The organism is Pseudomonas sp. GW821-FHT02B10 (genome assembly GCF_059421865.1).
Window position 1 is genome coordinate 76,431 of sequence record NZ_JBWKVU010000013.1, and the last position, 21,337, is coordinate 97,767.

Below are 21,337 nucleotides of genomic sequence, written 5' to 3' on the forward strand. Positions count from 1 at the left end.
TCAGGCACTGGCCAATCTGGCGGTTTCTTCGCGGGTCGCGGCCACCGCGATACCCGCTTGTTGCATCTCGTCGATCGCCTGGGCGGCGCCCTCTGCGCTGATGGCGCGGCATGCCGGCAGATGGATGATCACCTTGAAGCCGGCGGCGGCCAGTTGCAGGGCGGTGGTCTTGACACAGAAATCCAGGGCCAGGCCGCCGACGATGACCCGTTGCACACCCTGGCTGTCGAGGTACTCGATGACCCCGGTGGACAGCTTGCCGTGCAGGTCGTGGTAGCAGGCGCCGTAGGGGTGCAGGTCCGGCTCCACGCCCTTCCACACGAAGTAGTCGTAGTCATAGGGCGTCGGCAATTCGTCCAGCAGGGTGAACCCTTCGGTGCCCGGTACGCAGTGGCTGACCCAGGTCAGGTCGGCATGCTCCAGGCCGGTGGGCTGGAGCATCTGCCCGGGCTCGGCCACCACCCAGGGGGCCTGGGGGCTGTGGGCGTCCTTGCTGCCGATGCGCAGGCTGGCCAGGGTCGCCATGAAGTTCAACTCGCCACCGATGCGGTCGCCCTCGGCCACGGGCAGTTCGTCCGGGCACAGCGGGGTAAAGCTCTTTTGTGCATCGACATCGAAGGAAGCGGTCTTCATCGTTTGGCTGTTCATGCTGGTTTTCTCCTTTGCATGGAGCCAAAAGTACATGTCATGTACTTTAAAGACAACCCCCTTTGATTCCGTTTTTTATTTCACCGACCCGAACCAAACAATATAAATAGCGCATGACATGCCGATTCCCTGCGCACACAAGCAATGATAAGGTACACGTCATGTACCAATCAGGAGATGCAGATGTTTGAACTGGCCCTCTATGGCGGTGCCTTCAACCCGCCCCACGCCGGTCACGCCCGGGTCATGCTCGAAGCCGCCCGCCACGCCCGGCGCGTGCTGGTGGTCCCCAGCTTTCGCCATCCGGACGGCAAGCGCATGGCCGACTTCGAGCAACGGGTGAACTGGTTGCAGGCCATCACCCGGCACCTGCAACCCGAGTGCTTCGCCGAACTGGCAGTGAGCCGCCTGGAGCAGCGACTGGGCCTGGCCGATCCCGCCCCGGTCTACAGCTACACCCTGCTGCAACGGCTGGCGGACGACCTGGCTCTGGACGGCAAGCGCATTGCCTTGGTGGTGGGTGAGGACGTGGCGCGCCAGTTGCCCGGGTTCCATCGCGGCGAGGAGCTGCTGCAGCGCTTTTCCATCCTGCGGATCGAAGAACAACCGGGGGTGCGCAGCAGCGTGTTGCGCCAATGCCTGGCCCGCGGCGAAACACCGCCAAGCCAATGGCTGGCACCGGGCATGAATCCGCTAAACTACGGCCTCTACGCCGTCCACGGAAGTTGATATGCCCGACCGCCCCCTCTCCCCCAGCGCCTACCTGCACACCATCGACCTGTGCCTGCTGCGCTATAACCGCGAACGCTCCGAGCTGGAAATCCTCCTCCATCAACGCGACGGCGAGCCCTTCGCCGGGCACTGGGCCTTGCCGGGCATCGTGGTCAACGGCGATGTCGAGGACCGCAGCCTGAATGATGCGGTGCAGCGGCTGCGGCGCTCCAGCAAGGTGGACATGCCCCTGGCCTGGCTGGAGCAGGTGGGCACGGTCGGCGACGCCTTTCGCGACCCGCGCTGCTGGTCGTCCTCGACCTTCTACCTGGGGATCGTCAGCGAGCCGGTGGAGCCCGGCCCGCAGCAGGGTTTCTTTACCCTCGGCGACGTGGCCAGCGGCAGCTTCAAGCTGCCCTTCGACCACAACAGCCTGGTGGCCCAGGTGCACGAGCGGCTGTTTTCCAAATCCCTGTACAGCAGCCTGCCGTTGATGTTTCTCGGCAGCGAATTCAGCGCCCCCGAAGCGGTGAACATCTTCTCCCTGGTGCTGCAACGGCCAGTGCTCAAGACCAGCATCCGCCAGCGCCTGTTGAAGATGAGCGAAGCCGGTTACCTGCGCGAAACCGGACGCAAGAAAAGCGGCGACGGCGGCCGGCCGCAAGCCACAGTGGAAAATCTCAAGCCCGCCGAGCTGTACCTGTTCGATCGCTGTTTTCTGGAGTGATACCCCCCATGAGTTCCATCGCCGACAACCACCAATGCCTGCTGGAAACCCCGTATTTCAAGGTGGTCCGTGAGCAGGGCTACTTCATCATCAAGGAACCCCGGGCGGTGAACGGCGTGGTGGCCGTGCCGACCCTGGCCGATGGCCGGCTGATGCTGGTCAACCTCAAGCGGCGGGCCATCGGCGGCCCGTCCATCGAGTTTCCCCGCGGCGCCATCGATGCCGGGGAAAGTGCCGTTGACGCCGCGGCCCGCGAATTGCTGGAGGAAACCGGCTGGCAGGCGTCGCACGTTCGCGAACTGGGCCTGCTGCACAGCAATACGTCGCTGATCGCCAGCGCGGTGGCGGTGTGTCAGGTGCAGATTGCCGAGCAACAGGCCGCCGCCACCGATGGTGAAGTGGACCATCTGCTGTGGGTCAGTCGCCAGGAATTGATGACGATGATTGCCACCGGCCGGATCACCGACGGCCACACCTTGTCGGCGGCGATGATGCTGCTGGCCAGCGAGTCGGCCTGACGCCAGCCAGCCCTGCTGCGGGTCCTCCGGCACCAGGGCATCGGGCATCAAATCTTCCTCTCACGCCCTTGCGCTGCTGCCCCGCACGGGCACAAACCCCGCCCGCCCCTATGCACCGCGGAATCTGTTCTAGGCTTGAACCTCTGGCGACTATTGATTTAGAGCCATCGAGCAAGTGGAAACACATGGAAATGACTTTCAAGGAGAAACCCCATGTCTGCGATTCCTTCAAGAACTAACCGCTCTCCCCTGCGCATGAACAAAGACGTCACCGCGCTGATTCCGGACTTCCCCTTTCACTACGCCAAATATCTGCAGAGCGCGGCTAATCGAAAGCTTCCTCCCTGCCAGGTGGACCCGGCGAACTATGGACAGAAAGTGCTGATCGTCGGGGCTGGTGTCGCCGGCCTGGTCGCCGCCTATGAGGCCATGCGCATGGGCCTGCACCCGGTGGTGGTCGAAGCCTCGGAGCGCATCGGCGGGCGGCTCTACTCCAAGCTCCAGGGCGCCCCCGAAAACCCGGGCGACCAGGTGCTCTGCGAACTGGGCGCGATGCGTTTTCCGGTGTCCGGCAAGGCGCTGTTCCACTACTTCCGAAAGGTCGGCATGACCGAAAACTCGGCGGACTTTCCCAACCCGGGGACTGCCGCGGCGATCAGCACCGTGGTCGATTACCGCGGGGAAAAAACCTATTACGAAGTGGACGGCAACCCGGACTTTCCAAAACCACCGGAATACACCGACCTGGAAAACCAGTTCTTCGATAACTTTCTGGAAACCTACGATTTCACCGCCATGGAAAGGGCGATGACCGAAGGCTCCATCAGTCAACAGACGATCAAGAAGCTGTGGAACGCCATCGTCAAACCCGCGACCGGCACCAGCGGAGACGATGTCAGCTTCTACGCCGCGCTCCTGGAAAACTCCGGCTGGAGCAAGGCCGATATCGACCTGTTCGGCCAGATCGGCTTCGGCACCGGCGGCTGGAACACCGACTACCCGAACAGCATCCTCGAACTGCTGCGCGTGCTGTACACCGGCCTGGACGCCGACCACCAACTGATGTTCGACGGTTCCTCCAGCCTACCGCAACGGCTTTGGTCGAAGACCCCGAAAGAGCTGGGGGACGCGATGCTGCACTGGGGCGCGGACACCACGGTCGAAGCGCTGTCGCGCGAGGTATTCGCCGACCCGTTCCACCAGGAGGTGCGACACATCGAACGCCAGCCGGATGGCTCCTTCCGCGTCTCCATCACCGACACCCGCACCCGGCAGACCCAGCAGTGCGACTTCCCCAGCGTCATCTACACCCCGCATGTGCGGATCCTCGACAAACTGCGCTACTCGGGAAACCCGCAAAGCCTTCCCGCCATGGACAGCCTGCTGCCCATCGATACCTGGGAAGCCATCATGTACACCCACTACATGCAGTCGGCGAAGATTTTCGCCGCCACCCAGCGCCCGTTCTGGAACGACCCGGTGGCAGAGGGTGAGCAACGCAAGATGAGCATCACCCTCTCCGATCGGCTGACCCGCGGCACCTACCTGGTGGACTACTCGGCCAGCAAGGGCAAATACAAGGGCAGCGGGATCTTCCTGTCCTACACCTGGAACGACGACGCCCTGAAGTTCCTCGGCGACCGCCCCGCGCCGCTGCCACAGCATGTCGATCTGTGCACCAACCTGCTGGCCAACCTCTACCCGGATATCAAGCTCAACGAGCAATACAGCACGGTCGATGCGTTCGTGGAGCACAACTGGGAGGACCAGCCGCTGTACCTGGGCGCCTTCAAAATGAACCTGCCAGGGCAGTACGAATATCAGCGCAGGATCTTTTCCCAATTCATGAGCGGCATCGGCACGGACAATCCCGATCGCTTCATCCTGGCGGGCGACGATGTGTCCTGGACCGCCGGCTGGGCCGAAGGCGCGGTCACCACTGCGATCAATGCGCTGAACAAACTGGCGGTCTGCTTTGGCGGCGGCAGCCAACCAAACAATCCGGGGCCGGTGGAGTCCTGGGACAGCCTGAAGCCTGTCGAATTGGCTTGACCGAACCTGCGTGAACCCGACCCCGTCGCTGCCAGACCGGCACGACGGGGTCTTTGTTTCATGACCTGACGCTGCTTAGCGCCCCCATTTCTCCAAGGCGAATTCGACGAAGCTGCGCAGCTTGGGCAGGCGGTAACGGTCCTGGGCGTACAGCAGGTGCATCGCTCGCAAGGGCAATTGATAGTCCTGCAACACAGGCACCAGCCGCCCCTGTTGCAGGTCCTCCTCCACCAGGGCATCGGGCATCATCACCACCCCCAGGCCACCCCGCGCCGCGCGGTGCAGGCCGGACGAAGTGTTGGTCAGCAGCGAACCGGACACCGGGATCAGTACGTCCCCCTCGGGCCCACTTAACGGCCATTGAGTGGCGGTGGAGCTCCACTCGTCACCGGCCGGATAGGCGAACGCCAGGCAGTTGTGGTGTTGCAGGTCCTCCGGGACTTGCGGTGTACCGCAGCGCTCCAGGTAGTCCGGCGCGGCGCAGATGGTCAGGGTGTAGTCCTCCAGGGGCCGGGCGATCAGCGACGTGGTGTCCAGGTTGCCCAGGCGAAAAGCCACGTCGAAGGCGCCGTCGATCAAATCGAAGCGCTGGTTGGCCAGGGTCAGCTCCACCTTGACCTGCGGGCAGCGCTGCTGGAATTCGCTCAGCGCCGGCGCCAGGCGCTCGGTGCCGAAGGTCAGCGGCGCGGTGATGCGCAGGGTGCCGGACGGCTCGCCCTGGGCCTGTTCCGCCATGCGCTCGGAGTCCGCCACCAGCCCCAGCACCGCCAGGCAACGCTGGTAATACTCGGCGCCGAACTCGGTCAGGCGCTGGCGCCTTGTGGTGCGGCTGAGCAGGCTGACCCCGAGGCGCTGCTCCAGGGCCCGCAGGTGATTGCCGACCATGGTGGTGGACAGGCCGCACTCACGGGCGGCGGCGGTCATGTTCCCCGCCTCCACCACCTTCACGTACACCGTCATCGCCTGGAACAGATCCATTATCAACCCTGACTTGAAGATGATTAAAGAATTGACGAGTTTATCTAGCTCAGGTGGCTAACGATACTGCCAGCACACCCCACTCGATGGAGCGACCCGTCATGACCGCCACCTGCCTGATGAGCACCTATCAACCGCTGCCCCTGAGTTTCACCCACGGCCTGGGCACCCGCCTCTGGGACCAGGCCGGCCGCGAATACCTGGACGCGGTGGCCGGCGTGGCGGTGACGGGCATCGGCCATTCCCACCCAAAATTGGTCAGCGTCATACGCGAACAGGCCGGCCTGCTGCTGCACACCTCCAACCTGTACAGCATCGACTGGCAACAGCGGCTGGCGCAGCGGCTGACCCAACTGGCCGGCATGGACCGCGCGTTCTTCAACAATTCCGGCGCCGAAGCCAACGAGACCGCGCTGAAGCTGGCGCGGCTGCACGGCTGGCACAAAGGCATCGAGCGGCCGCTGGTGGTTGTCATGGAACACGCCTTCCACGGCCGTACCCTGGGCACCCTGGCGGCCAGCGACGGGCCGGCGGTGCGCCTGGGCCTGAACACACTGCCCGGGGATTTCCTCAAGCTGCCCTTCGGCGACCTGGCCGCCCTGGAGCAAGCCGCGCAGGCCCACGGCCCGCGTATCGCCGCGGTGCTGATGGAGCCGATCCAGGGCGAAAGCGGTATCCGCCTGGCCCCGCCCGGCTACCTGAAAGCCGTGCGCGAACTGTGCAGCCGGCGCAACTGGCTGCTGATGCTCGACGAGATCCAGACCGGCATCGGCCGCACCGGCCAGTGGTTCGCCTGCCAGCACGAGGGTGTGGTCCCGGATGTGATGACCCTGGCCAAGGGCCTGGGCAACGGCATCCCCATCGGCGCCTGCCTGGCCCGGGGCAAGGCCGCGCAGCTGTTCACCCCCGGCAGCCACGGCAGCACCTTCGGCGGCAACCCGCTGGCCTGCCGGGTGGCCTGCACCGTGCTGGAGATCATCGAGGAACAAGGCCTGCTGGCCAACGCCAGGCGCCAGGGCGAGCATCTGTTGCAACGCTTGCGGGTTGAGTTGGCGGATCACCCGCAGGTCCTGCAGGTGCGCGGCCTGGGCTTGATGATCGGCATCGAGCTCAAAGCCCCGCAGCGCGAGCTGGCGCTACGGGCGGCGCAGGATCACGGACTGCTGATCAACGTGACCCGGGGCACCACCATCCGCCTGCTGCCAGCGCTGATCATCGATGAACGGGAAGTCGAGATGATCGTGCGCGGGGTCAGCCGGACGCTGCAAAGCGCTGAAGGTGATGGCGGTGCAGCAAAAGAGGCAGAAATGCTGGCAGTGTCGTGACCGATGCCTGATGGTCAGCTGAGCTCAGACGAGGTGAGTCAGAACGCTATCGCGAGCAAGCTCGCTCCACAGGAGCCTGTATGTTTCTGCAGGAGCGAGCTTGCCCGCGATGCGCTATCAGGAAACGGTGACGGCCAAACTCAGTCGTCCAGCGGCTTGGGTGGTGCTGCAGGCTTGCCCGATTTGGCGGCCTTGCCGGCGTGGGCCGCCTTGACTTCCGAGACCGGCGCCAATGCCGGCGCGGTGGCTTCCTTTTCCGCGGCCGGCAGTTGGTCGATGGTGCTGAAGACTTCCTTGAGTTCGATGGCCCCGGAATGCTCGAGCTTCTTCTCACCGTCCTTGCCCACCAGGATCACCTTGGTCTGCGCCCCGGCGCCGAGCTTCAGGCTGCGGATCAACGCCATGGTCGATTGCGGGTCCAGGTCCTTGCCGTCGCGTTGGCCGATGGTGTTGATCACCGTGTAGAGCACCATGTTGCGTTCGCTGAAGGCCTGGCGGTTGGCCGGCTCGTCGAGGGACTTCTTCAGCGCCACCAGGGTCGGGTCCACGGTGCTGGGAGCGATGACGATCAGCGGGCGCGCCTTGCCCTGATCCTGGGCCAGAGGGCCTTCGTTGTCGGCCGCCATTGCGGGGCCGACGACAGCGAGCAGCGTTGCGAGGGTCAATGACCGAATGAACATGCGTCTCTCCTTTGGGTATCCACGCCCTAATGATTGCGCATCAGGGGAAAAGGTCCAGACCCGGACTCAAATTCTGACATTTTATTGAGCCTTCCCCCTGGCTCGAGGCGTTGCGACAAGCGCTGCGTACTCTCGTCCTCGCCGCTACAGATCGACGCGCCCATAAACGCCAGTGATAACCGAACCTTCTTGTTCGGCATGGTCGACCCGCCTTGGCGCCCATGACAACCGGCATGGCCTATGCCGTTCTGGCATGGGCCCATACGAATTCGTCATCATTTTCGCCGCGGCGGCGTGATAGCCTTCATCCCGGCCATAACAAGAGCGCCCGCCTGGCTTTTTCCATCCGGTGCGGCGTCACCCGCCGTTTCACACCTGCTTGCTTCGTCTTCATCTGCCCAGGTTTTCGCAGCGACCCTTCTACACAGGCGCGCTGGACGACCGATTGCATTTTTGACTCGACGCTATCGTCGGCATCTCTTTTACCTCCTTCCGGGAGTTCGTATGTCCAGGCTGTCTCATCAAGATTTACGCCGTAGTTTTCGCGAGTTGATCGCTTCAGACTCCTGCTTTCACACCGCCTCCGTATTCGACCCGATGTCGGCGCGGATCGCCGCCGACCTGGGGTTCGAAGTGGGCATTCTCGGCGGCTCCGTCGCCTCGCTGCAGGTGCTGGCCGCGCCTGACTTCGCCCTGATCACCCTGAGCGAATTCGCCGAGCAGGCCACCCGCATCGGCCGCGTCGCCCAGCTGCCGGTGATCGCCGACGCCGACCATGGCTACGGCAACGCCCTCAACGTGATGCGCACCGTGGTCGAACTGGAGCGCGCCGGCGTCGCCGCCCTGACCATCGAAGACACCCTGCTGCCGGCCCAGTTCGGGCGCAAGTCCACCGACCTGATCTCGGTCGCCGAAGGCGTGGGCAAGATCCGCGCGGCCCTGGAAGCGCGGGTCGACCCGGAACTGGCAATCATCGCCCGGACCAACGCAGCGATCCTGCCGATCCAGGAAATCATCAGCCGCACCCAGCAATACGAGCGCGCCGGCGCCGACGGCATCTGCATGGTCGGGATCAAGGATTTCGAGCAGTTGGAGCAGATCTCCGAGCACCTGTCGGTCCCCTTGATGCTGGTGACCTACGGCAACCCGGCGCTGCGCGACGATGCGCGCCTGGCGCAACTGGGCGCGAAGATCATCGTCGACGGCCACGCGGCATACTTCGCGGCGATCAAGGCCACCTACGATTGCCTGCGCGAACAGCGGCAGATCTTCACCCAGGCCTCGGACCTCAGCGCCACCGAGCTGGCCCATACCTACACCCAGCCCGAGGAGTACATCGTCTGGGCCAAAGAGTTCATGAGCGTCAAAGAGTGAGCCGCTAGCTCACCCTCCCTTGCGATCACCGAGGACCCGAGGTCCTGGGTGGTCGAAAGCCGCTTCACTCCTCCTCTCGCCAGCGCCCCGCCCAGCTACCTATTCCCCGCCTTGTTCAACGCCTCGTCGACACTGTCGAGGATCTGCCCGATGGTCCAGGGTTTGCGGATGAACGACACCGGATAGCGGATGCCGGAACTCTGCGGCGTCTCATAACCGGACATCACCAGCACCGGCATTTCCGGCCAGCACTCGCGCACCCGATTGGCCAGGCCCGCGCCGTTCAAGGTGCCCGGCATATTGATATCGGTCAGCAGCAGACGCACCTGGTCCGGGTGGCTTTCCAGGAACTGCAGCGCCTCATCCGCGCGAGGCATGGCCTGGGTGGCGAAGCCCTCGTCCTGCAGGATCTCGCAGAGGAACTCCAGGATCATCGGCTCGTCCTCGACCACTAACAGCAGACGACAAGGCTGGCCTGGATTGACAGATGAAACTGGGCTCATGTGGATGCCGCTCCCTGACTACGTACACAACCCTGGCGCGATTACGCCATTTAGAGTTATGAGCAGCGCCTGGCCGATAAATTCACTCGACCTGCCGAGGTGCCGGACAAGACCGCGCACGCACCGCCGGTTGCGCCGGCGGCAGCGGGATCACCGCCAGAGGCGCCTTGCTCCCACACCTGCCCCAAAGCCGCTCTGCGCACCCGCCAAGAGCCCCGCTAGCCACCCTGGGTGACATCGATCACCCTGACATCCATCTTCCCTGAGTTGTTCCGGTAGAAGCCGGGCACGTCGTTGGCACAGAACTGCAGGCGCCCCGGCGGCAGGTCCGACCAGACGCCGTCGCCGCGCCCGAGCAGGCGCCAGGGCGACTGGCCCGCCGGGCCCTTGGTCCGTACCAGCAGCGCCATCCAGGCCGCTTCGGGCAAGCGCTTGGCCCAGCCGAAGCCCTCGCGGATGCCGCCCGGGTGCGCCACGCCCTCGGGCTTGGTCGGCGGGTCCGCGGCATCGGCCCACAGGCCTTCCACCAGGAAGCGGTAGCGATGCCCGGCTTCGATTTCGAACTCACTGGTGATACAGGACTGGTTGGCTGGTACCTCGATGGGGCGGATCTGTGAAGGAATGCTCATGGTTGCCGCCGTCCGATGCTGTTGGCCTGGGGTTGCGCTCCCCAGCCCTATGGGTGACTGGGCTGAGCATAGCCAAGGGCGATGCACGCCGCTTTCGCTTCGGACCACCAGCTGTGAGAAAGTAGCGTGGCGGACGCGCCGCACGTTCCGGGGGCCCCGTTTGCCTTCGCGTGGTGAAGCCCGGGAGAATGTTTTTCCCGGCGTCCCGCCCGCCGCTCACTATTCTTAAGCCATGGGCCCGCATGGGCCGGTGGTCTCGCTTTCAAGGAATCCAGAATGCATTCAAGACACGTCATCAACGCTTCGGTCAGCCCCAAAGGCAGCCTGGAGACTTTGTCCCAACGTGAAGTGCAACAACTCAGCGAAGCCGGTTCCGGCAGCATCTATGCCCTGTTCCGCCAGTGCGCCCTGGCCATCCTCAACACCGGCGCCCATGTCGATAACGCCAAGACCATCCTCGACGCCTACAAGGATTTCGAAGTCCGCATCCACCAGCAGGACCGCGGCGTGCGCCTGGAACTGCTGAACGCCCCGGCCGATGCCTTCGTCGATGGCGAGATGATCGCCAGCACCCGGGAAATGCTGTTCAGCGCCCTGCGCGACATCGTCTACACCGAAAGCGAACTGGCCAGCCAGCGCATCGACCTGGAAAGCTCCCAGGGCATCACCGACTACGTCTTCCACCTGCTGCGCAACGCCCGCACCCTGCGCCCGGGCGTGGAACCGAAGATGGTGGTGTGCTGGGGCGGCCACTCGATCAGCACCGAGGAATACCAGTACACCAAGAAGGTCGGCCATGAGCTGGGCCTGCGCAAACTGGATGTCTGCACCGGCTGCGGCCCGGGCGTGATGAAAGGCCCGATGAAGGGCGCGACCATCGCCCATGCCAAGCAGCGCATGAGCGGCAGCCGTTACCTGGGGCTCACCGAGCCGGGCATTATCGCCGCCGAGGCGCCGAACCCGATCGTCAACGAGCTGGTGATCCTGCCGGACATCGAGAAACGCCTGGAAGCCTTCGTCCGCGTCGGCCACGGCATCATCATCTTCCCGGGCGGCGCCGGCACCGCCGAGGAGTTCCTGTACCTGCTGGGCATCCTCATGCACCCGGACAACCGCGAGCTGCCGTTCCCGGTGATCCTCACCGGGCCGAAAAGCGCCGCGCCCTACCTGGAGCAACTGCACGCCTTCGTCGGCGCGACCCTGGGCGATGCGGCCCACAGCCTGTACCAGATCATCATCGACGACCCGGCCGAGGTCGCCCGGCAGATGACCGAGGGGCTCAAAGAGGTCAAGCAGTTCCGCCGCGAACGCAACGACGCCTTCCACTTCAACTGGCTGCTGAAAATCGACGAGGGCTTCCAGCGTCCGTTCGACCCGACCCACGCCAACATGGCCAGCCTGCAACTGGACCGTGCACTGCCGTCCCACGAGCTGGCGGCCAACCTGCGTCGCGCGTTCTCCGGCATCGTCGCCGGCAACGTCAAGGACAAGGGCATCCGCCTGATCGAGAAGCACGGCCCGTACGAAATCCACGGCGACACCGCGATCATGCAGCCGCTGGATCACCTGCTCAAATCCTTCGTCCAGCAGCACCGGATGAAACTGCCGGGTGGCGCGGCCTATGTGCCGTGCTACCGGGTCGTGAGCTGACAACCCGTTGACCACAGCCCCCGGCGTAATGCCGGGGGCTGCTGGCTACCCCCTGCAAAACACCCGGCCAGCGGGCACAGCGAGCGCCCGGGGAACTCCTGGGCTGCGTCGCGCATCCTAGATTGTGTAGTACTTCCTTTTCGCTTCACGCTGTCGGAGGACGCCCTCATGCGCCGCCTATTACTCGTTTCTTCGTTGTTGCTCTGTCTGCCCGCAGGTTCAGCCATGGCCCGTGTCGATGCGGGTGATGTCGCCACCTCCGCAGGGGTTTCCGCCTCGCTGTACTCGACCTTCAAGGACGACAAGATGGTGATTCCCGCCCGAGACGACGCCTCCAGCTTCGTCGCCAGCGGTGGCGCCATCCGTGGCGTCTACCTGGAGTCGGTGCTGCAGAAAATCCGCCAGGAAAACCCAGGCCTCAATGCCAGCGATGAAGAACTGGCCAGGGCCATCCTCACTCAACAGGCGCAGCCCGCCGGGCACTGACGGCCAAAGCCGTCCTGCGCTCCGCGACCGGGACGTCGCGGAGCCTTATCCCCTCATCCCACCTGAACCGCCGCGGCGGCGTTGGCGCGGCTGAACAGATCGCGACCGATGGCCCGGGCCGTGCGCAGATGCAGCGCCGGATCCTGGCTTTCCGATTCCAGCAGCAGCTCCGAGGTCAGCACCCGCGCCCCGCAGTAGTCGAAGATCCCATGGTCGATCTGGGTCTTCATCGCCGCCTCGTAGCCGTGGCGCCCGTAGGTGCCGGCATCGGCCCCACCGACGCCGAGCAGATGCACCCGCAGGTGTCCGAGTTTCTTCTCAAAGCGATTGGCTTCGAGGTTGAAATCGAATGCCCAGCCGTTGGCGAACACCCGGTCGATCCAGCCCTTGAGCAGCGCCGGCATCGACCACCAGTACACCGGATAGACCAGCACCAGCGCATCGGCGCGGTCGATGCGCGCCTGCTCGGCCAGCACGTCGGCCGGTGGCTGTTCCTGCCGGCGATGGACCGCGTGGTCGGCGACGTTGAAGCGTGGATCGAACGCCTCGGCGAACAGGTCGGCGATCTCGAACGAGTGGGACGGCCCAACCCCCTCGGCGACCTGGGCCGCCAGGCTGTGGCTGAGGGAGCGGGGATCATGGTGGGCGACGACGATAAGCGCATGCATGGCGAAGACTCCTGCCAATAGAGGCAAATTGGATTGAGGGCGGCAACCAGGCCCTATATACTTTTGGTAAGTTACGAACAGCAAGTTACTTTTGGTATATAAGCATGTCAAGCACCCCCTCCGAGGCTTCCCCCCCCCGTCGCCGCCTGTCCCGCGAAGAGCGCCTGCAACAGTTGCTGGAAGTGGCCTGGCAATTGATCGGCGCGGAAGGCACCGAAGCCCTGACCCTGGGCCGCCTCGCCGAACAGGCCGGGGTGACCAAGCCGGTGGTCTATGACCATTTCGTCACCCGCGCAGGATTGCTGGCGGCGCTGTACCAGGACTTCGATGCCCGCCAGACATTGCTGATGGACGCCGCCCTGGACCGCAGCGAAGCGACCCTGGCCAGCCGCGCGGCGGTCATCGCCGGCTCTTACGTCGATTGTGTGTTGACCCAAGGCCGCGAGATCCCCGGGGTGATCGCCGCGCTGGCCAGTTCGCCGGAACTGGCGCGGATCAAGGAGGAGTACGAACTGATCTTCCTGGAAAAATGCCGCGCCGCCCTCGCCCCCTTCGCGGCGCCCGGGACCATAGCCACGGCTGGCCTGCGGGCGATGCTCGGGGCCGCCGAGGCGCTGTCCCATGCCGCGGCCACTGGAGAGATCAGCCGCGAGCAGGCCCGCGACGAACTGTTCGACAGCATCGTCGCCATGGTCGAGCGCAGTGCGCGGCGTGGCGCCGGCCCGGTCTAGCCCGCTTCACCTGCCAGCGGCACGGCCCGCTTCAGCGAACCGAACCACCAAGTGACAAGGGCGCACAAGGCCATGACGCCGCAAGTGCCGATAAACACCGTGCGCATGCCCAAGTGCCCACCGAGAAAGCCCCCGGCCAGGGGGCCGAGCACCTGCCCGACGTACTGGCTGGAGGTCGAGTAGCCGAGCATCCGCCCGGCGATGTTTTCCGGCACCGAATGGCGAATGATGCTGGAGATGCAAGGCAACAGCCCGCCCAACGCCAGGCCCATGAGAAAGCGCAGCAGCACCAGTTGCCAGGGCGCGCTGACCAGCGCCTGGGGAATCAGCAGCAGTGCCGCGGCGGCCAGGCACACAGTGAGCACCCGCCAGTGGCCGATACGGTCGGCCAGTTTGCCCAACTGTGACGCGGAAATAATGCTGCCCAGGGCCGCGGCGGACATCACCAGCCCCGCCATCAGGGTGACGTTTTCCGCCCGCAGTTCCTGCAGGTACACGGTGATGATCGGCTCGATGGACAGGGTCGCGAACATCAGCAAACAGGCCACCGCGAACATGCTCAGCACCGGCCTCTTGTCCTTCACCGACGCCCAGGAGTTGTCCGGCGCCTGGCCCTTTTGCGTGGCCGGGCGCGGCTCGCGCGGCACCTCCTTCAGCAGAAAGGTGGTGGCCAGGAAGGTCACGAAGATCACCGACCCGGCGATGAAGAAGGTGTTGCGGATGCCGATCAGCGGCGGCAGCAGACCACCCACCAATGGCCCGGCCAGGCTGCCGGCCATGATCCCCGAAGACAGCACGCCCAGGGCCCAGCCGGAGCGCGCCTTGGGGGTTTGCGTGGCGACCAGGATGGTCGCCCCCGAGGCATAGCCACCGAGCAAGCCCGCCAGCAGGCGCAGCAACACCAACTGCCAGACGTTCTCCGCCAGGCCGATCAGCGACATGGCCACGGCCATGCCGAGGCTGGCGCGGATCAGCATCAGCTTGCGCCCATAGCGGTCACCCAGGCGGCCCCACAAGGGCGCGGTGATCGCCGCCGACAGGAAGGTCGCGCCAAACGCCACGCCGGACCACTGGACGATGGCCGCCGGGTCGCTGACCCCCAGTTGCTCGACGTACAACGGCAGGAACGGCAGCAGCAGGGTCATCGCGACAATGGTGGTGAACGCCCCCAGGGCGCACACCGCGAGGTTGCGCTGCCAGTAGCGTTCGGCGGGAGACAACGGCTGCGGGGTGGACATTGGAGCGCTCCATCGGTCAGGGACGGGGCCACGCTACAGGCTCGAATTCGATAAATAAAATTCATGTTTTTTATGCAGTGGATTCCTACAAGGAATCCGCGCAACGCCTGCGGTGATGCCGCGAGCCTGATGGATTCAGTCGCGCTTCCAGCGCTTGCGCGCATGCAAGTACGCCGCGAGATCACCGTAACCCAGCTGGGCCGCCACCTGGACGCGGCTCTCGCCGAGAAACTCCAGCTGTTGCTCCAGCTCGGCGCGGACTTGATCGAGCAACTGGCGAAAGGTCATGCCCTGCTCCTCCAGGCGCCGACGCAAGGTGCGCGGGCTCTGGTACAGCGCCTCGGCCTGGTTTTCCAGGCTGGGCACCACGCCACGGGCCAGGCTGTCGCGCATGCTGGCCGCGACCTTGCCGGTCCAGCCGGCCAGTTGCAGGCGCTGGGCCAGGCGGCGGTCCAGCTCGCTGCGCAACAACTCCTGCATGCCGGCGTGACGCGTCAGCAGCGGCAGGCGCAGGGTGGCCTGGTCGTAGTACAGGCAGTTGTGCGGGCAGTCGAATTCGAGGTTGTCACCGAACCACTGGCGGTATTGCGCGTGGTACGCCGGGCGCGGATGGCTGAAGCAGGCGCGTACCGGTTGCACGGGTTGCCCGGTGCTTTGCCGCATCTGGGTCAGGGCCATGACGCAGTAATGCTCGACCACGTAGCGGGTCAGCCCGGCGGGCGCGTCGATGCACAGTTCGACGCCGAGCAGATCGCCGTCGCTGACCAGCTTCAGGCTGTCCATGTCCGAGGCCAGCGCGGCGTAGTCGGCCCAGCATTGCATGGCGCCGCGCACGTCCGGGCAGTACAGGCAGATGTAGGCCAGTACGTGCAGGTCCTGGGGGGTGAATTCGCCGAACAGGTGCAGGCCGATGGCCGGGTCGCGCTCCGCCGCCAGGCGCCACAACTGTTCCAGTTCCAGCAGGTTGTAATCCTGGCGGTCGCCGCGGGTCTGGCGTTGCAGGACCCGTTCCAGCACCCGGCCGAGCTGGCCCCGGTGAAAACGGCGGACCGGTTGATTGGCCTCTTCGCCAGTGTTTTTGTCCAGTTCGCGCATAGGGTCCGGGCGGCTCTTGGTTTCTTATTGTTCGGGCAATGCCCATGTCGGGCCTGACTCGAGATTGCCATGAATACAACAATGCTCGCCAACAATCCAATCCTGGTCGTGGCCGGGATTTTCCTCGGTTTCATCCTCCTGGAAATCGCCTGTACCTGCTTTCGCCAGCCCAAGGGCCAGCGCCGCGATGTGCTGATCGAGATCATCGGTTCCTCGCTGTTGCTGGGCCTCACCTTCCCCCTGGTGATGTTCCTCAGCACCCTGCTGCTCGACACCTTCGCGCCGTCCCTGAAGAACAGCCTGGGCGACCTGCACTGGATGGCGGGCGCGGCCCTGTTCCTGTTGCTCGATGACATGACCCAGTACTGGTGGCATCGCCTGACCCACCGCCTGCCGTTCCTCTACGCGCTGCACCGCGCGCACCATTCGGCGCCGTACATGAGCATCCGCATCGTCTACCGCAACAACAGCTTCTATTACTTGCTGATGCCGGGCATCTGGCTCTCCGGCCTGCTCATCTACCTGGGCCTGGCGCCGGTCTACTACGGCTACCTGATCGTCAAGATGACGGTGATCTTCGCCGCCCACAGCAGCGTCGCCTGGGACGACAGGCTCTATCGCATCCCCGCCCTGCGCCCGCTGATGTGGCTGCTGGAGCGGACCATCTCGACCCCTTCCACCCACTCCGCCCACCACGGCCTGAACGCCAAGGACGGGGTGACCCATTACAAAGGCAATTTCGGCAATCTGCTGTTCTTCTGGGACGTGCTGTTCGGCACCGCGAAAATCACTCGCCGCCGGCCCAGCGCCTATGGCATCGAAGACTTGCGCCCCATCAGTTGGCAGCAGGAACTGTTCTGGCCGCTGGTGCGTTCGCCCAAACCCGCAGCGCGTCCCGAAGCCAAGCAGGAGGTGGTGCAATGAGCCTGCATATCGTGCTGCTCGCCGGCTCCAGCCAGCCCGACAGCCAATCGGCCAAGGTCGCCCATTACCTGGGCCAACGCCTGCAACAGCTGAAACTCTGCGAGCAGGTCACGTTGCTTGACCTCGGGCGCTCGCCCTTGCCGCTCTGGCCAAGCCCGGACTCGAACAGCGCCTGGAGCCAGTACTCGGCCACCTTGCTGCAGGCCGACGCGCTGGTGGTGGTGACGCCGGAGTGGAACGGCATGGCCTGCCCGGCCATCAAGAATTTCTTCGTGTATGCCGGCCACACCGAGCTGGGGCACAAGCCGGCGTTGCTGGTCGGGGTCTCGGCCGGCGTGGGCGGCACCTACCCGCTCGCCGAGCTGCGCGTCTCCAGCTACAAGAACTGCCGGATCTGCTACCTGCCGGAACAGCTGATCGTTCGCCAGGTGGAAGGCGTATTCAATGCGCATTCCGAGCCCACGCCTGAAGAACGCCACCTGCGTGCCCGCGCCGACTGGAGCCTGGAAGTCCTGGCCGAATACGCCGGCGCGCTGAAGCACCTGCGCTCGCGCATCGATATCCGCGCCGTGCCCTTCGCCAACGGAATGTAGCCACGCAATACAGGGAGTGAACGCTCCGGGGGGCACCCTGCCTCCCCGGCGCCGTGAAGGAATTCGCTTTCGCCAAGGCTCGTCCTGGCCAACTGTGGCTACAGTCTTATAAGTCGCCACGGGCTTGGCACCCTGCTGCACGCGGGCAAGTCCATGAGCGGCCTGACAAAGACACGGGCAAGGGTGAACCTTATCGCCGCCTGCCCGGTCGATAGATGCAATCTGGCCAGGTTTGGCGATAAGCCCCCGTTTCTTCCAATGGGGCGTCGCACGGCTGGTTTCATTTCCTGGAGAACGCCCGTGATAACGACCCGACACATCGCCAGTCTCAAAGCCTGGGGCGCCCATGGTTTCACCGCGACCGGCGTGGTCACGGCCTTTCTCGCCACCCTGGCGCTGTTCGACAACCAGCCCAAGGCCTGCCTGCTGTGGCTGGGCGTGGCGCTGATCGTCGATGGGGTCGACGGCTCGCTGGCGCGCAAGGTCAATGTGCAGTCGGTGCTACCGCATTTCGACGGCTCGGTGCTGGACCTGGTGATCGACTACCTGACCTATGTGTTCATCCCGGCGCTGTTCATCTATCGCTACATCCCGCTGCCGGACTACAGCGCGCTGCTGGCGACCTCGGTGATCCTGGTGTCGTCGCTGTTCTGCTTCTGCAACGTCAATATGAAGAGCAAGGACAACTATTTCGTCGGCTTTCCCGCGGCCTGGAACGTGGTGGCGCTGGCGCTGTACATCCTTGCCCCGCCCCCCTGGCTGAGCTTGTCGAGCATCGTGGTCCTGGCGCTGCTGACCCTGACCCGGATGAAATTCCTCCACCCCTTCCGCGTGCGCCGCTTCATGCCGGTGAACATCGCGGTGACCGCCATCTGGCTGCTGTGCAGCCTATCGCTGGTGATCAACCATCCCTACAATGGCCCGTGGGTGATGGGCTTGTGGCTGGCCATGTCGGCGTACTTCCTGGGCATCTGTATCTGGCGCACCGCGCTGGGCTGGTTTGACCGCGCGCGAACCTGAACCCCTGCTGTACCCCTGACCGCAACGAGACTCGACATGCTCTACCGCTTCGCCGCTGACGCCCTGGTATCGCTGCACCTGGCCTTTATCCTGTTCGTACTCTTCGGCGGCCTGCTGGTGCTCAAGTGGCCGCGCCTGGCCTGGCTGCACCTGCCCGCCGCGACCTGGGGCGTGGCGGTCGAAGTCTTCCACCTGCCCTGCCCGCTGACCGAGTGGGAAAACCGCCTGCGCCACGGCGCCGGCCAGCAGGGGTATGGCGACGGTTTCATCGAGCACTACCTGATCCCGCTGATCTACCCGGCCGGGCTGACGCCGCAGATCCAGCTGGGCCTCGGCGCGCTGGTGCTGCTGATCAACGCCCTGGTCTACGGGCGCCTGTTGTGGCGGCGCCGGCAGCCTTGAAAAAATCCGCGGCATGGCTGGCGAATCCCGCGCCACAGCCTGCCCCGTCTGTGTATATTTCCAGGCAACCCCATGGGCAACGGCGATCCGCGATCGCTTCGAGTGGAGTCCATAGATGCCTGATTTCCAGATCCGTCAGCCCTGCCCTCCCGGCGCCTGCGATTGCCAGCGCGAGCGCCTGCTGCAAACCCCTGGCACCGACCTGCGCATCCTCGGCCTGACCCGCCAGGAAGAAAAGCGCCTGCTCGAGCGGCTGGAAAACCTGCAAAGCCTGAGCGACCTCGAACACATGCAGCGGCGGATGTACGAACTGCTGGGCATCCGCGTACAGATCGCCCCCAGCTTCAACGAAGTGCGCAGCATGCGCGGCATCGCCATCCAGCTCGACGAGCTACCGGGCCTGTGCCGCAAGACCCGCCAATCGATCCCCGCCGCCATCCGCCGCGGCCTGGAGAAGAACCCGGAAATCGCCTACCGCCTGCTCGACGCCCACGACCTGTTGCGCGATGCCTGAACTGGAATGCTCCCTATGAAACCCGCCGTCACGGCCAGCCCCTTGATCGTTATCAGCAACACCATCGACAGCACCTTCGAAACCCTGCTCGGCCAGGGCCTCGCCGCCTTCAACGAACAGATGACCGGCTACAACGATCGCCAGCCCCTGGCCGTGGAACTCAAGGACCCGGAGACCGGCCAGGTCCTGGGCGGCATCAGCGGCCGCACCTCCCTGGGCCTGTTGTTCATCGACCTGTTCTACCTGCCCGACAGCCTGCGCGGCTCGGGCCTCGGCGCCCGACTGCTGCAAGCCTGCGAAGACGAAGGCCGGCGCCGCGGCTGCCGCTCGGCCGTGCTCTACACCCTGAGCTTCCAGGCGCCGTCGTTCTACGAAAAACACGGCTGGCAACGCTTCGGCGAGATCCCTTGCGAGCCCGCGGGCAGCAGCCGGATCTTCATGAGCAAGGCCTTGTAGGCGACCAGGGCTGCCTAGGCCCGAGAGGCCTTCTCCAGGCCGGGCAGCAAGGTGCCAGCCCCTGTCGCCGGCGGCGTGCTGTCAGGCGCCGGCGGCGCCTCTTGCACTTCGCCATTGAACGCCTTGTGCATCTTCGCCGTGTCCAGTGCCCCCACCCATTTGGCGATGGCCAGGGTGCCGACCCCGTTGCCGATGGTGTTGGTGATCGCCCGCGCTTCCGACATGAAGCGGTCGACGCCCAACAGCAGGACCATGCCCGCCACCGGAATGGTGCCCAGCGACGCCAGGGTCGCCGCCAGAATGATGAACCCCGAACCTGTGACCCCCGCCGAGCCCTTGGAGGTGAACATCAGCACCGCCAGCACGATCAACTGATCGGTGAGGGTCAGCGGCGTGTTGGTCGCCTGGGCGATGAAGATGGCGGCGATGGTGTAGTAGATCGCCTGCCCGTCCGGGTTGAAGGTCAGGCCCGAGGGAATGATCATCCCGGCCACCGGCTTGGACACACCGGCCTTTTCCATCTTGGAAATCATCTGCGGCAGCACCGACTCCGAGGAGCTGGTGCCGAGCACGGTGAACAGCTCCTCCTTGATGAAACGCAGGAACTTCCACAGGCTGAAACCGCTGTAGCGGCAGATCGGCCCCAGCACAAAGATCACGAACAGCACGCAGGTCAGGTAGACGCAGGCCATCAGCTTGCCGAGGGAAAACAGCGAGCCGAAACCGTATTTGCCGATGGTGAAGGCAATGGCGCCGAACGCGCCGATGGGGGCCAGGCGCATGACCATGTTGACGATGCGGAACATGCCCTGCATCAGGCTATCCAGGGCATCGACGAAGAACTTGCCCCGCGGTCCGACCTGGGCCAGGGCAATGCCCAGCAGGATGGAAAACAGCAGGATCTGCAGGACGTTGCCCTTGGCGAACGCATCGACGATGGTGTCGGGAATGATGTTGAGCACGAAGTCCATGAACGAGGCGTGCCTGGCGGCGCTGGTGTAGGTGCCCAGGCTGGACGTATCGAGGCTGGCGACATCGATGTTCATGCCGGCGCCGGGCTTGAACACATCCACCACCACCAGCCCCACCACCAGCGCCAGGGTGGAGACCACCTCGAAATAGATCAGCGCGCGAAATCCGACCCGGCCCAGCTCCTTCATGCTTTCCATGCGGGCGATGCCGGTGACCACGGTGAGGAAGATCACCGGCGCCAGGAGCATCTTGATCAACTTGATAAAGGCGTCGCCCAAGGGTTTCAGCGCGGCGCCGGTTTCCGGTACCAGCACCCCGACCAGGGCGCCGAGCATCACGGCGATAAGGACTTGCACATAGAGTTTGCCAAGTATTCTTTTCATCACAGGGCCCTGATTCTTATTGTTGTCAGGAAATGCCAGGGGCGCGGATCGCGACCCGCC

24 protein-coding genes are annotated in these 21,337 nt (G+C 64.6%); 15 read left to right on the top strand and 9 right to left on the bottom strand.

Annotated features, from left to right (window positions below; translation table 11 throughout):
* The gene (locus AC07VU_RS24320; RefSeq protein ID WP_274306399.1) at positions 1 to 648 is read right to left on the bottom strand and encodes a nicotinamidase; all 648 of its coding nucleotides are present in this window, start codon (positions 646 to 648) and stop codon (positions 1 to 3) included.
* 183 nt (positions 649 to 831) lie between these two features.
* Between AC07VU_RS24320 and AC07VU_RS24325 the strand changes: the two genes are divergently transcribed.
* The 4 genes from AC07VU_RS24325 to AC07VU_RS24340 all read left to right on the top strand — a co-directional run bounded on the left by AC07VU_RS24325 (position 832) and on the right by AC07VU_RS24340 (position 4,656).
* The gene (locus tag AC07VU_RS24325) at positions 832 to 1,377 is read left to right on the top strand and encodes an adenylyltransferase/cytidyltransferase family protein (protein WP_495030627.1); all 546 of its coding nucleotides are present in this window, start codon (positions 832 to 834) and stop codon (positions 1,375 to 1,377) included.
* A 1-nt stretch (position 1,378) separates the two neighbouring features.
* Positions 1,379 to 2,086: an NUDIX hydrolase gene (locus AC07VU_RS24330; protein ID WP_092418438.1), complete on the top strand. Its 708-nt coding sequence runs from the start codon at positions 1,379 to 1,381 to the stop codon at positions 2,084 to 2,086.
* 8 nt (positions 2,087 to 2,094) lie between these two features.
* A complete protein-coding gene (locus AC07VU_RS24335; RefSeq protein ID WP_087088119.1) occupies positions 2,095 to 2,604 on the top strand; it encodes an NUDIX hydrolase in 510 nt (169 codons plus the stop codon).
* Between the two features lie 213 nt (positions 2,605 to 2,817).
* Positions 2,818 to 4,656, top strand: a complete 1,839-nt coding sequence (locus AC07VU_RS24340; protein ID WP_495030628.1) for a flavin monoamine oxidase family protein — start codon at positions 2,818 to 2,820, stop codon at positions 4,654 to 4,656.
* Positions 4,657 to 4,731: 75 nt separating this feature from the next.
* Here the strand turns inward: AC07VU_RS24340 and AC07VU_RS24345 are convergent, their stop codons facing one another.
* On the bottom strand, positions 4,732 to 5,634 hold the full coding sequence (locus tag AC07VU_RS24345) for a LysR family transcriptional regulator (protein WP_053260636.1): 903 nt from the start codon (positions 5,632 to 5,634) through the stop codon (positions 4,732 to 4,734).
* Positions 5,635 to 5,735: 101 nt separating this feature from the next.
* Here AC07VU_RS24345 and AC07VU_RS24350 point away from each other — a divergent pair, with 101 nt between their 5' ends.
* Entirely contained in the window at positions 5,736 to 6,959 is a 1,224-nt protein-coding gene (locus tag AC07VU_RS24350) for an aspartate aminotransferase family protein (protein ID WP_495030629.1), read from the top strand.
* 140 nt (positions 6,960 to 7,099) lie between these two features.
* On the opposite strand, the gene AC07VU_RS24355 is transcribed toward AC07VU_RS24350, so the two are convergent.
* Positions 7,100 to 7,639 carry a DUF4174 domain-containing protein gene (locus AC07VU_RS24355; protein ID WP_007924989.1) on the bottom strand — a complete coding sequence of 180 codons (540 nt, stop codon included), beginning with the start codon at positions 7,637 to 7,639 and terminating at the stop codon, positions 7,100 to 7,102.
* A gap of 504 nt (positions 7,640 to 8,143) precedes the next feature.
* Between AC07VU_RS24355 and AC07VU_RS24360 the strand changes: the two genes are divergently transcribed.
* Positions 8,144 to 9,013: an isocitrate lyase/PEP mutase family protein gene (locus tag AC07VU_RS24360; RefSeq protein WP_009043268.1), complete on the top strand. Its 870-nt coding sequence runs from the start codon at positions 8,144 to 8,146 to the stop codon at positions 9,011 to 9,013.
* A 95-nt stretch (positions 9,014 to 9,108) separates the two neighbouring features.
* Here the strand turns inward: AC07VU_RS24360 and AC07VU_RS24365 are convergent, their stop codons facing one another.
* Positions 9,109 to 9,516, bottom strand: a complete 408-nt coding sequence (locus tag AC07VU_RS24365; RefSeq protein WP_053260634.1) for a response regulator — start codon at positions 9,514 to 9,516, stop codon at positions 9,109 to 9,111.
* A 218-nt stretch (positions 9,517 to 9,734) separates the two neighbouring features.
* The gene (locus tag AC07VU_RS24370) at positions 9,735 to 10,145 is read right to left on the bottom strand and encodes a hypothetical protein (RefSeq protein ID WP_457276108.1); all 411 of its coding nucleotides are present in this window, start codon (positions 10,143 to 10,145) and stop codon (positions 9,735 to 9,737) included.
* Between the two features lie 276 nt (positions 10,146 to 10,421).
* On the opposite strand from AC07VU_RS24370, the gene ppnN reads away from it, so the two are divergent.
* Positions 10,422 to 11,795, top strand: coding sequence for a nucleotide 5'-monophosphate nucleosidase PpnN (gene ppnN, locus AC07VU_RS24375; RefSeq protein WP_007924984.1), 1,374 nt, complete (start codon positions 10,422 to 10,424; stop codon positions 11,793 to 11,795).
* Positions 11,796 to 11,963: 168 nt separating this feature from the next.
* A complete protein-coding gene (locus AC07VU_RS24380) occupies positions 11,964 to 12,281 on the top strand; it encodes a DUF2388 domain-containing protein (RefSeq protein ID WP_007924983.1) in 318 nt (105 codons plus the stop codon).
* Positions 12,282 to 12,334: 53 nt separating this feature from the next.
* On the opposite strand, the gene AC07VU_RS24385 is transcribed toward AC07VU_RS24380, so the two are convergent.
* Positions 12,335 to 12,949 (bottom strand): NAD(P)H-dependent oxidoreductase, encoded by a 615-nt coding sequence (locus tag AC07VU_RS24385; protein WP_274306394.1) that lies wholly within the window; start codon positions 12,947 to 12,949, stop codon positions 12,335 to 12,337.
* Between the two features lie 104 nt (positions 12,950 to 13,053).
* Between AC07VU_RS24385 and AC07VU_RS24390 the strand changes: the two genes are divergently transcribed.
* Positions 13,054 to 13,680, top strand: a complete 627-nt coding sequence (locus AC07VU_RS24390; RefSeq protein ID WP_009043262.1) for a TetR/AcrR family transcriptional regulator — start codon at positions 13,054 to 13,056, stop codon at positions 13,678 to 13,680.
* Here AC07VU_RS24390 and AC07VU_RS24395 read toward each other — a convergent pair.
* Positions 13,677 to 14,918, bottom strand: coding sequence for an MFS transporter (locus AC07VU_RS24395; protein ID WP_495030630.1), 1,242 nt, complete (start codon positions 14,916 to 14,918; stop codon positions 13,677 to 13,679). The two genes, AC07VU_RS24390 and AC07VU_RS24395, sit on opposite strands and share 4 nt — an antisense overlap.
* 135 nt (positions 14,919 to 15,053) lie before the next feature.
* A complete protein-coding gene (locus AC07VU_RS24400) occupies positions 15,054 to 16,013 on the bottom strand; it encodes an AraC family transcriptional regulator ligand-binding domain-containing protein (RefSeq protein WP_274306392.1) in 960 nt (319 codons plus the stop codon).
* Positions 16,014 to 16,082: 69 nt separating this feature from the next.
* Between AC07VU_RS24400 and AC07VU_RS24405 the strand changes: the two genes are divergently transcribed.
* The 6 genes from AC07VU_RS24405 (at position 16,083) to AC07VU_RS24430 (ending at position 19,922) form a co-directional block, all read left to right on the top strand.
* Entirely contained in the window at positions 16,083 to 16,937 is an 855-nt protein-coding gene (locus AC07VU_RS24405) for a sterol desaturase family protein (protein WP_495030631.1), read from the top strand.
* The gene (locus AC07VU_RS24410; protein WP_495030632.1) at positions 16,934 to 17,530 is read left to right on the top strand and encodes an NADPH-dependent FMN reductase; all 597 of its coding nucleotides are present in this window, start codon (positions 16,934 to 16,936) and stop codon (positions 17,528 to 17,530) included. The genes AC07VU_RS24405 and AC07VU_RS24410 overlap by 4 nt, the downstream gene beginning before the upstream one ends.
* A gap of 300 nt (positions 17,531 to 17,830) precedes the next feature.
* On the top strand, positions 17,831 to 18,550 hold the full coding sequence (pcsA, locus tag AC07VU_RS24415) for a phosphatidylcholine synthase (protein ID WP_009043257.1): 720 nt from the start codon (positions 17,831 to 17,833) through the stop codon (positions 18,548 to 18,550).
* Positions 18,551 to 18,586: 36 nt separating this feature from the next.
* Positions 18,587 to 18,952 carry a DUF2784 domain-containing protein gene (locus tag AC07VU_RS24420; protein ID WP_009043256.1) on the top strand — a complete coding sequence of 122 codons (366 nt, stop codon included), beginning with the start codon at positions 18,587 to 18,589 and terminating at the stop codon, positions 18,950 to 18,952.
* Positions 18,953 to 19,067: 115 nt separating this feature from the next.
* Positions 19,068 to 19,466: a hypothetical protein gene (locus AC07VU_RS24425; RefSeq protein ID WP_123363798.1), complete on the top strand. Its 399-nt coding sequence runs from the start codon at positions 19,068 to 19,070 to the stop codon at positions 19,464 to 19,466.
* Between the two features lie 15 nt (positions 19,467 to 19,481).
* On the top strand, positions 19,482 to 19,922 hold the full coding sequence (locus AC07VU_RS24430; protein WP_277588430.1) for a GNAT family N-acetyltransferase: 441 nt from the start codon (positions 19,482 to 19,484) through the stop codon (positions 19,920 to 19,922).
* Between the two features lie 14 nt (positions 19,923 to 19,936).
* Here AC07VU_RS24430 and AC07VU_RS24435 read toward each other — a convergent pair whose 3' ends face one another.
* Positions 19,937 to 21,277: a dicarboxylate/amino acid:cation symporter gene (locus tag AC07VU_RS24435; RefSeq protein WP_277588429.1), complete on the bottom strand. Its 1,341-nt coding sequence runs from the start codon at positions 21,275 to 21,277 to the stop codon at positions 19,937 to 19,939.
* Positions 21,278 to 21,337: the final 60 nt, after the last annotated feature.